Origin of the sequence: Mucilaginibacter yixingensis, assembly GCF_041080815.1 — a bacterium.
GTDB lineage: Bacteria > Bacteroidota > Bacteroidia > Sphingobacteriales > Sphingobacteriaceae > Mucilaginibacter > Mucilaginibacter yixingensis.
Genome location: NZ_CP160205.1, coordinates 3,627,875 through 3,641,239, shown reverse-complemented (window position 1 = coordinate 3,641,239; position 13,365 = coordinate 3,627,875). Strand labels below are relative to the sequence as shown.

7 protein-coding genes are annotated in these 13,365 nt (G+C 47.7%); 6 read left to right on the top strand and 1 reads right to left on the bottom strand.

Going from position 1 to position 13,365, the window contains the following annotated elements; all coding sequences use genetic code 11:
- The first annotated feature begins 53 nt into the window (after window positions 1-53).
- The 6 genes from ABZR88_RS14715 to ABZR88_RS14690 all read left to right on the top strand — a co-directional run bounded on the left by ABZR88_RS14715 (window position 54) and on the right by ABZR88_RS14690 (window position 11,086).
- Entirely contained in the window at window positions 54-1,022 is a 969-nt protein-coding gene (locus tag ABZR88_RS14715; protein WP_107826607.1) for a FecR family protein, read from the top strand.
- Window positions 1,023-1,030: 8 nt separating this feature from the next.
- The gene (locus ABZR88_RS14710; RefSeq protein WP_245916969.1) at window positions 1,031-4,495 is read left to right on the top strand and encodes a SusC/RagA family TonB-linked outer membrane protein; all 3,465 of its coding nucleotides are present in this window, start codon (window positions 1,031-1,033) and stop codon (window positions 4,493-4,495) included.
- An 11-nt stretch (window positions 4,496-4,506) separates the two neighbouring features.
- Window positions 4,507-6,069 carry a SusD/RagB family nutrient-binding outer membrane lipoprotein gene (locus tag ABZR88_RS14705; RefSeq protein ID WP_107826608.1) on the top strand — a complete coding sequence of 521 codons (1,563 nt, stop codon included), beginning with the start codon at window positions 4,507-4,509 and terminating at the stop codon, window positions 6,067-6,069.
- 37 nt (window positions 6,070-6,106) lie between these two features.
- A complete protein-coding gene (locus ABZR88_RS14700; protein WP_107826609.1) occupies window positions 6,107-7,693 on the top strand; it encodes a DUF5689 domain-containing protein in 1,587 nt (528 codons plus the stop codon).
- A gap of 78 nt (window positions 7,694-7,771) precedes the next feature.
- Complete coding sequence (locus ABZR88_RS14695; protein WP_245916970.1) at window positions 7,772-8,608, top strand: hypothetical protein; 837 nt, start codon at window positions 7,772-7,774, stop codon at window positions 8,606-8,608.
- Between the two features lie 27 nt (window positions 8,609-8,635).
- Window positions 8,636-11,086, top strand: coding sequence for a bifunctional YncE family protein/alkaline phosphatase family protein (locus ABZR88_RS14690; RefSeq protein ID WP_211309734.1), 2,451 nt, complete (start codon window positions 8,636-8,638; stop codon window positions 11,084-11,086).
- Window positions 11,087-11,347: 261 nt separating this feature from the next.
- On the opposite strand, the gene ABZR88_RS14685 is transcribed toward ABZR88_RS14690, so the two are convergent.
- Window positions 11,348-13,261 carry a long-chain fatty acid--CoA ligase gene (locus tag ABZR88_RS14685; protein WP_107826611.1) on the bottom strand — a complete coding sequence of 638 codons (1,914 nt, stop codon included), beginning with the start codon at window positions 13,259-13,261 and terminating at the stop codon, window positions 11,348-11,350.
- Window positions 13,262-13,365: the final 104 nt, after the last annotated feature.

Here is a 13,365-nt window from a genome sequence, read left to right as displayed (position 1 = left end):
TCTTTTGGTGGAAATAGTCCCCCGGTTGCTCTTCTTCATAAAAAACACAGAAAGTGAACTGGGATCTACTACTAAACTATGTTAACGGAGAATGTACTGCTGCAGAAGAGGAACAGGTGAACGCCTGGGCCAATGAGCAGACAGAGCACCGTTACCTGTTAACCTACCTTGAACGCCGCGCGGCCAACCTAAACCAACCTTTAAAGCAAAATGATATTGACGAGCAATGGCTGCGCCTGCTTGATCGAATTTTTGAAGCGCCGCGCAATAGCAATAACTCGGGCTTCTTGCGCTCTTACTGGATAACCGGCGTTGCAGCCAGTTTGCTATTATTTAGTGTGCTGGGCTGGTTGTATTTTAAAAAATCAATCGCCATCAACAATATGCAGCAGCAGGTGGCCCAAACATCTGCCAACACACGCGATCAGGTTACCCTGCCAGATGGTTCTGTGGTTTACATGGCGCCCAACTCAAAAATCACTTTCACTAATGCCTTTAACGGCAGCAAACGCGAGGTACACTTAACCGGCGAGGCCTTTTTTGATGTAAAGCACCTTACCAACAAGCCTTTCATTATCCACACAGATAACAAGCTTTCGGTAACGGTGTTGGGTACATCATTTAGCGTGTATGCCCGTCCGCATATCAATACCGAGGTTAAAGTGGCCACTGGTTTGGTTGGCGTAACCACAGGCAACAAGGTAAACTACCTGAAAGCCGGTCAGGAGTTGATTTTCAGCGAGACCAATCACCTGGCATCAGTTAAAACCGTGCTGGCCAAAGAGGCTGCCTCATTACAAAACCAAACACTGGTATTTGATAAGAGCGATGCCGGAGAGATTGCCGAGAAACTGCATCGCTGGTACAACGTCAATGTAGTGGCGCAACCATCTGCCTATAAACGCCCATTATTTAGTGGTGAGATGAAAGACACCGGCATTGCCGATGTGCTGGGCGGCTTAACCTACGCAACAGGATTACACTATAAATACTCAAACTCAAACACTATCCTATTATTCTAATCAACAAAATGAAAATCTTTAAATTTTCGCCCCATCGAAAAAAGTTTTACTTCATCTTATGCCTCATCGTCTGTACGCTATCGCTCAGAGCACAGGTAAAGATGCCCGGGCAGCTCCATTTTGAGCAGAAGCGCATTAGCGTGCAAGACATTGTTAACAGCCTCAAAACCAAGTATGGTTTTAAAGTATCGTTCAACACCGATGTAAACATGGCAACAATGGTTACCCTTTCGTCAGAGGATGTTTCTTTCGAAACCCTGGCGTCTGTTTTACAACAGCAGGCCAGCATCGGCATAAAAAACATTGACGGTAATGTGGTTATCAAAAGGCTGGAATTGGTATCGGTTAGCGGTATCGTACTTTCTGCTGATGATAAGCAACCACTAGTTGGTGTTACCATTACCGATGTTAACAAAAAATTTGTAGGCTCAACCAACATTGATGGTAAGTTCTCTGTGCGCGTGCCGCGCAGTACTGCTGTTAACTTTTCTATGGTAGGTTATGAGGCGCAGAAACAAGTATACAACAGCAATGCGCTTGGCGTAAGCATCACGCTTAATGCAACCGCAGCTACGCTTAACGAGGTGGTAGTAACCGCTTTGGGTATTAAGCGCGAAGAGAAAGCATTAGGCTATGCAGCCACAGTAGTAAAGGGGCAGGACCTGACCGATGCGCTTTCTAACAACTGGACCGACGCACTTTCTGGCAAGGTTGCCGGTTTAAACCTGATCCGCTCAAACAGTGGCCCTATGGGTTCTACAAAGATCATTTTGCGCGGTGAGAACAACCTGACCGGCGACAATGCCGCCCTGATTGTATTGGACGGTGTGGTAATCAGCAGCAGTAGCGGTCGCCGTTCTGCAATTGCGGGTGAGAGTGTTTACGGTACCAGCAGCGACAATATGCCGGCAGATTATGGCAGCAATGTGGACGACCTGAACCCAGAAGACATTGAAAGTGTAACCGTACTGAAAGGTGCCGCCGCCGCTGCTCTTTATGGCGAGCGTGGTAACAATGGTGCAGTTATCATCACCACCAAATCAGGCAACTCAAAAAAGAAAGGCCTGGGCGTTACACTTAACTCAAATGCATCAATTGCAAATGTAAACCGTTGGCCGGCTTTGCAGTATGAGTATGGCCAGGGTTTGGCAGGTGCTAACTACTACTCTTATGGTGCCAGTGCAGACGGGGCAAGTACCAGTGGTACCAGCTCTGCTTACGGTCCGCGGTTTGATGGACAGATGTTCTATCAGTTTGACCCCACCACGCAGACAGTAGGTAAAACGCGTACCCCGTGGGTGGCCTATCCTAATAGTGGTGTAAAACAATACTTTAACCAGGGACAAACCTACACCAATACCGTAACTGTTGATGGCGGTAATGACCGTACCAGTGGTCGTTTCTCTGTTACCAATGTAAAAAACACCTGGATTGTTCCTAACACAGGTTACGGTCGTAACTCGGCAGCCATGTCTATCAACTCAAAACTGACTGATAAGCTGACCATCAATTCAAAGGTTACTTATGATAACCGCTTCAGCGATAACCTGCCAGGCGCCGGATACGGTAATCAATCAATTATGTACTGGTTTATTTTCTGGCAGCCAAGTGCTGATATTAACTGGCTTAAAAACTATTGGAAATTGGGCCAGACAGATCGCGCTATTGAATATCCGTTCAGCTCGTTCCCAGAAAACCCTTATGCGGTAGCTTATGAGTTTTTGAATAAATCAAACCGTAACGCAATTACCGGCAATGCTTCTGCTACCTATCAGTTTACCAAAGAGTTAAGCCTGCAACTGCGCACCTCTTTAGACATGAGCTATGAGCAGCGCGAGCAGGATCGCCCGTATGATGCAGGTTCTAAATACGTTTATGGTTCATACCGTACGCAAGATATTTTTAACCAGGAGGTTAGCGGCGATTTCTTGTTACGCTATGCAAAAAAAATAGGTAAAGATTTTGACCTGAGTGTTACCGCCGGTGGCAGCATGCTGGCCAACCGTTATCGTAAAGATGAGGTTCGTGCCGACTCACTTACCTATCCGGGAGTTTACTCATACTCAAATGCAAAAGGTCCACTGATTTATGTTACATCGCCAGACAACCCGTATCAGCGCTATAATATCAATAGCTTTTACGGCATCATGGACGTAGCATATAAAAGCTACCTGTACTTAGAGTTAACCGACCGTCAGGATTATAACAGTAACCTGGCTACGCCACTGCGTACCAATAGTGTGGGCCTTAATTTCCCGTCGGCCAGCGCCAGCTTTATCCTGTCTGACGTGGCGAAGATGCCATCGTATATAGATTACCTTAAGTTCCGTGCCTCAGCAGCGCAAGTGGGTAACGGTGGTTTAGATGCTTACCGTACCGCGTTTAACTATGTATCGGCAGGTTCTTTGTTTGGTGGCGGTTTATCTAACCCTTCACTGTTAACCAACCCTAACATCCAGCCGTTGCGTACCACTACCTATGAGGTTGGTACAGAAGTAAATATGTTGAAAAACCGTATTGGATTTGACCTTGCTTTATATGCCGGTAATACTAAAAACCAACAGCTGGTGCGTCAGCTAGACCGTTCTTCTGGTTACCCTAGCTTTATCACCAACGTTGGCCAGGTAAATAACCAGGGTGTCGAATTTTCTATTCACGGCAGCCCTATCAAGAGCGACCGCGCAGGTGGCTTTAACTGGACACTGATGGGTACCTTCACCGCAAACCGTAATAAAATCATCTCGTTGCCAGACAGCACGCTTATCCTGCGTACAGGTTCTGTAGGCGGCGGCCAGGTGGTAGCTAAAGTAGGCGGCAGCATGGGCGATTTGTATGGTAACGGTTTCCTCCGCGCACCAGACGGACAGATTGTGTATGATAAAACAACCGGCTTTGCCAAACTGGCTCCGGGTGTAGTTTACCTGGGTAACACCATGCCTAAATACAAAGTGAGCTGGGGCAGTACCTGGACCTATAAAAACATAGCGCTGCACGTATTATTTGATGCGCAGCATGGTGCCGTGGCCCACTCGCTGATGAACTATAAAATGGTGGAGCAGGGTAAACTGCAAAGCACGCTGCCGGGTCGTTACAACGGTATCATTGGTAACGGTGTAGTACAGAATGCTGATGGTTCATACAGCCCTAATACCACACTTACCTTCGACGTAGATAACTACTACCGTTCACAAATGGGCCAAGACAATGCCGAGGGAAGCACCTTTAGTACAGACTTTATCAAGTTCAGAGAAGCCAGCCTGAGCTATACTCTGCCGGTTAACCTGGTTAAAAAAGCGGGTTTGCAACGCGTTACCATAGGCGTATACGGTCGCGATCTGTTCATCTGGTCGCCATGGCCTATGTTTGATCCGGAGTTTGGTACACTGAGCGGTACCGACATTACTACCGGTTTCGAGATCGGTCAGTTCCCATCAACCAGAACTTTGGGCGCTAACCTAACCGTTTCATTTTAACATTAAGAGACATGAAAACCAATATTTTTAAGTGGATACCTGTTGCGATGCTGGGGCTGGTTGCCGTGCTCCCTTCGTGCACCAAAAATTTTGATAAAATAAATACCGACCCGGTTAATACACCAAATGCCCAGCCACAACAATTGCTGGCACCGGCGCTGGTAAATACATTGAGCGCCAATATGCTGCGTAACCGCAACTTTAACAACGAGTTGATGCAGGTTACCGTGAGTGAGACCGATGCTGAGGGCGCCGTGTTTAGATATGATTTTCCGAAATCAACCTCAGACAACCTGTGGAACAACTGGTATTTGCAGTTAACCAACTTTAAAGATGTTTACAAGCTGGCTAATGATCCGGTAAACTTCAATAAATCATACCAGGGTATCTCGCTGGTATGCCAGGCCTGGATTTACTCGCTTATTACCGATACTTATGGCGATGCACCTTTCTCTCAATCAAACCTGGCTCGCGACAGCAGTATTTATGAGCCAAAGTTTGATAGTCAGAAAGATATTTATGCCGGTATTTTCCAGATGCTGGAGAACGCCAACACCCTGTTAACCGCCAATACTGCCATAGCCGCAGCCAGCGATCCTGTTTTTAGCGGTAACATTAGCAAATGGCGCAAGCTGGGTAACTCGCTTTATCTGCGTATGCTGCTTAAAGTGGCAGGCAAAAGCGAGACATCTGCCGCGGCAATAGCTAAAATTCAGCAGATAGTGAACACCAGCCCATCAACGTATCCAATTATGGCCAGCAATGATGATTCTGCCGTGTTGCGTTGGGTAGGTGGTGCTTATGTATCGCCTTATCAGGGTGTGCGTGAGCAGGATTGGCGCTCACCGGCTATCTGTAGCTTCTTTATGGATCATATGGTTAACTGGGCAGATCCGCGTATCAACATCTCAAACTACGCCACCAATGGCTTTAACGTATGGTCTATAGCACAGGGCCATAACGGTTTTGCCGGTGTAGCCAGCGGATACGCACCAGGCAACGGCGACGCAAAGCAATCATACTTCTACTCAAATACTTCGGCAGTAAGCTTGCAAACCAGCCCGCTTACCGGTTTGATTATGAACTACCCGGAGCTGCAGTTTATCCTGTCAGAGTGTGCTGTTAAAGGTTACATCACTGGTAGTGCGCAAACCTATTGGGAAACTGGTGTGCTTAACGGTATCCTGTACTGGCTGCCTACCTGGCCAAATGCGCCGGCCGCGGGTATGCCTTCACCAGCTACCACTACCAGCACTGCTGCATTCCGCACTTATCTGACAGCTGCCGACATTTCATGGGATGAAACAGAATCAACAGACGCTAAGATGGAGCGTATTCAGCTACAGAAATATTATGTGTTGTTTTTGGAAGATTTACAGCAATGGTTTGAGTACCGCCGTACCGGTCACCCAATATTGCCTAAGGGAACCGGCCTTAGAAACGGTGGTGTAATGCCGGCCCGTATGGTATACCCGGTTTACGTACAATCTGCCAACCCGTCAAACTATAAAGCTGCAGTTGCCGCTCAGGGTGCCGATGAAATATCAACCCAGGTTTGGTGGCAAAAACCATAATTGAATAAGATTTTAAATGCTCACAATAAATAGTAACATGAAAAAGATAGCATTTTACGCCCTTTTGTTAGCCGTTGCCTTCACATGGGCCGGTTGCAAAAAGCTAGGTAATTACCAGGGTGGGGTGGTTAGTCCGTACATCCCGATGTATGATCTGCGTAACTTATATAAAGGAACCGACGTAACGCTTAACCGCGATAACATGTTTGGTTCAGACCGTATCACCGGTATTGTGGTGTCAGATTACTCAGGTAAAAATATGCCTGCAGCCGGTTACCTGGTTATTCAGGATCACCGCCGTTTAACGCTTTTGCGCGGTATCTCTATTCCGCTGGGTGCTGATGCAGCCAAATATTCATCAGGCGACTCGGTTACTGTTAACGTGTTGGGTGGCTTGCTTACCCGTGCTGATGGCATCCTGCAGATCAAAAACATTTCTGCAGGCAACGTAACCAAAATTTCAAGCGGTAATGCCATCCCGGCTAACCGTGTTCCAAGTAGCTCTATTTTGGCTAGTCCTTCAGATTACGAAAGTACGCTGGTGGCTATTGTAAAAGGTGGTTTTGACCCGATACCCACGCCTACTGATAAATTTGGTGGCGATAAAGTAGTGAACGATGGTTTTGAAAACATCAACATGCATACAGAGGCAGGGGCTACGTTTGCCGGCACCGCGCTGCCAGTTTTGGCCAATTTCTACGGCATCGTGTTCAACACCGCGGGTGCAGATGGTAAACTAACCCCGCAGATCCGTATGCGCAAACCGGATGATGTGCAGGTGCTTAGCTCAACGGTTACCAAAACCCGGGCCGTGATCAGCGGCTTTATTAATGACGTTTCTGGCGGCGATGGCAACTATGAGTACATCCAGTTCCTGGCAACCGAGGACATCGACTTCAGCGAAACACCTTTCTCTGTTGTTGTTACTAATAACGCGGGCGCGTCTACTCCTGCTGGTTTCCCTACCAATGGTTGGGCTACAGGCGGCGGTTCGCCGGCGGTAGGCTCGGTTGCGGCTACAGTGTTCAGAACTTTTAAGTTTAACCTTACCAGCGGTACAGCTAAAGCCGGTACTTACTTCTATGTGGGCGGTTCAGGCAAAACCATCAATGGTTCAAGCTCAACCAGCATGGCTTCGTCAAACTGGATCAGAGCGTTTAACTATACCACCCAGAGTGGCGACGGTTTCGGTGAGAAAAATGGTGGCTTCTTCGCCAATAGTGGTAATGCCTTTGGTATGGCCATATTTGCCGATACACTGGTAACTAAAGATAGCACGCCTATTGATGCTATGTTTATCTCTACCGGCGGTTCGTTGTTCTCGGCTGGTCCTCCGGCAGTAGGTTACAGAATTGCCAATAACGACTTTTACGATATCGTAAACCCAATTACACTTGACTCGCAGCCGTTCTACCGTCAGGGTTCTAATACGCTGAGTTTGAGTTATACCACGCCTGCAGATCAAGGCTTCTACTACAAACTGGGCGGTATTTACAATGCCCGGTTAGGTAAATGGGTTAAAGCGCGTACGCAACAGATTGTGCAGCTCACCAAGGCATCTACCATAGATCAGATAGAGGCGGAGTTCCCGACGGGCACATTGCCAACTACGCTGAAAAACTAAAACAGATAGATCTACAGCATAAAGTCGGCGAGTGTATCGTCGGCTTTATGCTATTTTAAGCAAAAACTACTACCATATATGATGAAGAATTGCTTTTTGAGTTTATTGGTTTTGGCAGGATTATCTGCATCGGCGCAAAACCCGGTTAAGCCAACCATGAGTGGTTTTGGCGCTGCTCAGCCACAACCATTCCTTTTTCAGGTAAACACGCTTACAGATGCAACCGCATCATGGAGCCTTAATTACTCAGGTAGTTATGGCGAGCGTACCTCATCGCCCTTTGGTTATGATGGTGTTGATCAGCAACTGGCGTTAAAAGGTTATCTTGGTGATAGGTTTACACTATATGCCAACGCTGCCCTTGGTTTTGCCCGTAGCGGCGGCGTAACAGGAGCACAACAGGCAGAGGTGCTGCGCGATGTAATTGGTGGCAAGAAACTTTTTGGCCCGCGCATTGGTGTGGGCGTGGGTTTCAGTCATGATTTTGCCAATACCTCGGCCATCTTTAGCCGTATCACCGCCTCTTATGATGTTGCCAAATGGCGCATCGGTGCAAACCTGCGTTTTGAGAAGGCTTTTGCGGCCGGTAGAGATGATATTGATTTGATTACCAGTGTTGGTTTTCATCACCGTATTGCCGGCGCTTTTTATGCCGGTGCTGAAGCCGTTGGGCAAGACCTGGAAGGCTTCTGGGAGAGTGACGAAGCCGAAGGCGGCGCCAAGCTACTGGTTGGCCCATCGGTTAATTATGCACCGGCCAGTTCGCGCTTTGGTTTCTCGCTTTGCGGCGGACCGGTGTTTCATGCCACCCGCAGCACCGTGGTAGAATCAGGTGCTATCCGCGATTTGGGCATCTCTGATATTAGTAATGGTTTTACCGTGCGCGGTGCCATCACTTTTAATCTTCATAAATAGTTAACAAAAGGAACAAGAAATTTGAATATGAAACAATTGATGCAGAAAATTAGCCTGGCCTGCTGCTTGCTGGCTGCGGCGCAAGGCACTTTTGCACAAACACCGGGTAAGGATAAAACCACCGGACAAGTGATATTGCCCAACGGGTGGAAAATTAGTCCGGCGGGCCGCTCATTACCCCTGGGCGATTTACCGCTGAACATGAAGATCAGCCCGTCAGAAAAATATCTGGCGATAACCAATAACGGCCAAAGCACGCAATCGCTCCAACTGATAGATCCGAAGCAGGAGAAAGTACTGTCTGAGAAAACGTTGGGCGTGGCCTGGTATGGCCTGGCTTTCAGCCCAGACGAGAAAGACCTGTATGTATCTGGCGGTAACTCCAACGTGATCCTTGACTTTGCTATTAATAAAGGCAAACTGCAGGATCCTGACACCATCAGACTGGGTGACGCCTGGCCAAAAACCAAGATCTGTCCAACCGGTATCACCGTAACCAAAGATGGCTCTAAACTATACGCTGTAACCAAAGAGGATAACAGCGTTTACACTATAGATCTGAAAAGCAAACAGGTGATTAACGCTACCCATTTGCCAGATATCGCTTACAGCTGTATTCTCTCACCAGATGAGAAATCGCTCTACATCTCACTGTGGGGTGGCACACAGGTGGCTATCTTCAATACCGAATCGCAAGAAATTACCGGTAACATTGAAGTTGGCAGTCACCCAAATGAGCTGTTGTTGAATAAGAAAGGCTCGCTGTTGTATGTAGCCAACGCTAATGATAACACCGTATCGGTAGTGAATACTGCCACAGGCAAAGTGCTGGAAACTTTGTCGACAGCACTTTATCCAACCAACCTGACCGGTTCTACCACCAATGGTTTGGCCTTATCTGATAACGAGAAAACGCTTTACATTGCCAATGCCGATAATAACTGCCTGGCGGTGTTTGATGTATCTGCAACCGGCAACAGCAAAAGTATGGGCTTTATCCCGGTGGGCTGGTACCCAACCAACGTTAAGGTGCTGGATAATAAAATTTTTGTAACCAACGGTAAAGGCTTAACCTCAATGGCTAACCCACAGGGGCCGCAGCCTTATGTTAAGGAAGACAACAGCGGTGTGCACATGGGGAGCACCCCAAACAGCCGCCTGCAATATATTGCCGGTTTGTTCAAAGGCTCATTATCAATGATTGATGCGCCGAACGCCGATCAGCTGAAAGTTTATACTAAACAAGTTTATGCCAACACACCTTTCAATAACGATAAGGTAGCCGCAGCACCGGGCGAAGCTGGTAACCCGATTCCACGTAAGCCGGGTGATAAATCGCCTATCAAACACGTGTTCTATATCATTAAAGAAAACCGCACGTACGACCAGGTTTTAGGTGACATGAAGAAAGGTAACGGCGATAATTCACTGTGCATTTTTGGCGATAAGATCACCCCGAATCAGCATAGCCTGGCCGAAAATTTTGTGCTGATGGATAACTTTTATGTAGATGCCGAAGTTAGCGCCGATGGCCACAACTGGAGCATGGCTGCTTACGCTACTGACGTTGTAGAGAAAACCTGGCCAACTACCTACGGCAACCGCGGCGGCTCAACCGGTTTTGAGGGCGTGCTGAAACAAAACTTCCCGCGCGATGGCTACATCTGGGATTATTGTCAGCGTGCCGGTGTAAGTTTCCGCAGCTATGGCGAGTTTGGTGAGTATGGCAAAACCAGCTATAAAACATTGAAAGGCCACATGGCGCCAGCATCACCAGGCTTTGACCTGGATGTTACCGATCAGGTACGCTACGAAGCCTGGGCACATGATTTTGACTCGCTGTTGGCCGTTAACGCCGTGCCCCAGCTGAGCACCATGCGTGTGAGTAATGACCATACCAGCGGGCAGCGCAAAGGCAAAATCAGTCCGATTGCTGCTGTTGCCGATAATGATCTGGCTGTAGGTCGTATTATTGAGCATTTATCGCAAAGCCCGATCTGGAAAGAATCTGTTGTGTTTATTCTGGAAGACGACGCACAAAATGGTCCTGATCATATTGATGCGCACCGCTCACCGGTCTATGTGGTTGGGCCGTATGTGAAACGTAATACCGTAGTGCACAGCATGTATTCAACATCCGGCGTGCTGCGTACCATCGAGCTGATCCTGGGCCTGCCGCCAATGAGCCAGTATGATGCTGCTGCCATGCCAATGTATGAGTGCTTTACGGCTACGCCAAACCTGGCGCCTTATAAAGTTATCCCTGCCAGGGTTGACCTGAACCAGCGTAACGCCGGCAATACCAAAAGCGCCAAACGCTCTGAAGCCTGGAACTTCAAAAAAGAAGACTCAGCACCAGATCTGGATCTGAACGAAGTGATCTGGAAATCTGTAAAAGGCGAAAACTCGGTAATGCCATCACCTAAACGCAGCGCCTTTGTGTTGCTGGAGAAAAAGAAAAAGGATGATGATGATTGAGTGTTAAAGAATAGAGATTGAAGGTTAGTTATTGCAGAGCCGCATATATTGCGGCTCTTTTTTTTCTTTATGTCATTGCTGTAAGGAACGAAGCAATCTCCTCGGAGGATAGTCGGACTTGCAGGTTAGTTACACGTGCGACGAGATTGCTTCGTTCCTCGCAATGACAAATTGGGAGCAGGCTTAAAACAAAAAGAGCCACAAATATGTGGCTCTACGTATATCAAAAGACAGGATATCTCTTTCTCTACTCTCCATTCACTAATCCGCATCCACTGCCTGCAAATACAACTCATCAATAGCGGCGGCATATTTCTTTTCAATCACTTTGCGTTTTGGTTTCATGGTAGGGGTAATCTCGCCTTCGTCCATGCTGAAAGGATTGCGTTTTACCTTGAAGTTTTTGATCCGCTCAAACTTAGCCAGCTCGTTGCTCAGCTTACGAATGTCTTGTCCCAACCAGTCGATGATCTCTTTCTCATCAACAAAAACATCAGGCTTTTCAAACCAGGCTGCATTCAGGTTAAAAGTTTCCTGCAGCAGTTCTTTAGCCGGAATGATGATGGCGGTAATGTATTCGCGCTTATCGCCAATTAAAAATACCCCTTCAATTTTATGGCTTTTCAGGTAAGTGTTCTCTACCGGAGTTGGATAAATATTTTTGCCATAGGCGTTCACCAGCATGTTTTTCAGACGGTCTGTAATTTGCAGGTTGCCCTTAAAAAAGCGACCGATATCGCCAGTGTGTAACCAGCCATGCTCGTCAATCACGTTGGCAGTTTCTTCGGGTTTGTTCCAGTAACCTTTCATTACGCAGTGGCCACGGGTGATGATCTCGCCCTCTTCAGATTGGAAATCCTCCTTGAAACTCTCATGCGTTTGCACGGTATAGATCTGTTTGGTATCTACATTTTGTATCGCCACTTCAACACCCGGAATAATACGGCCCACAGTGCCATAAACCTGGCGGTGATACTCGGTGCAAGCCATTACCGGCGAAGTCTCGGTCAAGCCAAAGCCTTCCAGAATCTTGATACCCAGATCGCCAAAAAACTCACCGATGTTTTTAGGCAACGCGCCACCGCCCGAGATCATGAATTTCAGTCGGCCACCCGTACGCTCTTTAATCTTACTGAACACCAGTTTGTCGGCCAGCTTAAATTTCTGCTCTAGCAATACGCCTGGTTTCTTACCCGCTTCCAGCGTTTCGCGGTGTTTTTTTCCTGTGGCTAATGCCCAAAGGAAAATCTTGCTTTTCACGCCACCGGCGCTGGTGCCATTCTTCATGGCCCGGTCATGAATACGCTCCAGCAAGCGTGGCACGCAGTTCATTACGGTAGGGCGTACTTCGCCCATATTGCGGGCCAGTAGGTCAAGGCTTTGGGCAAACGCTATCTGGCAGCCCATAGAAAGGCAGATGTGATAGGTAGCCGTGCGCTCAAACACGTGCGAGAGGGGCAGAAATGACAGGAAAACATCGGTATGCTCAACAACCGGAATCTGGTCCAGGCTGCGGTTAACATTTTCTGTTAAGTTATAGTGCGATAGCATTACCCCTTTTGGCGTGCCTGTGGTGCCTGAGGTATAGATCAAACATGATAAATCTGACGGCAAGATAGCTTCACGGGCAGCAGCAATGGCACCTTTAAATTGCGGTAATATGGCTTCGCCCTCGGCAATAACCTCGGCCAGGCTCAGTACGCCGGCATTCAGGTGAGCTTTGGCGGTATATTTTTCGTAGTCCTCAAATACGGGGATAATACGGATCAGGGCCGGGCAGTTATTGGCAACCTTTACCACTTTACGCAGCAGGAAAGGGTTGCCTACCAGAATGGTTTTCAGGCCTGAGTCATTCAGAATATATTCTACCTCAGCTTCAGAAAGAGTAGGGTAGATGGAGGTATTAATGGCGCCAACTTGTTGCAGGGCCTGATCGTAGTAAACATACTCGGGGCCGTTTTCGATCATCAATCCCAGGCGGTCGCCTTTTTTTATGCCGGTTTCCAGCATCCAGGCAGAAATGGCGTCAATTTTGGCAAGGGCTTGTCCGTAAGTGATCTCCTCCCAGTTGTCGCCAACTTTGTGGCGCAGAAACGGATGACTTTCAGGATGGATGTGTGTAACGGTATTACGAATAAACTGCGGTACGGTATGCGATGCTACAGGTGGCTTCATTTAACAAGGGGTGTAATAGTCTGATTAACAAAAGTAAATTTTTGAAGCCGAAAGCCGAAAGGTAAAAGTGGAAAGGCCGGAAAAACAAAAGCCCTCCGCTATGG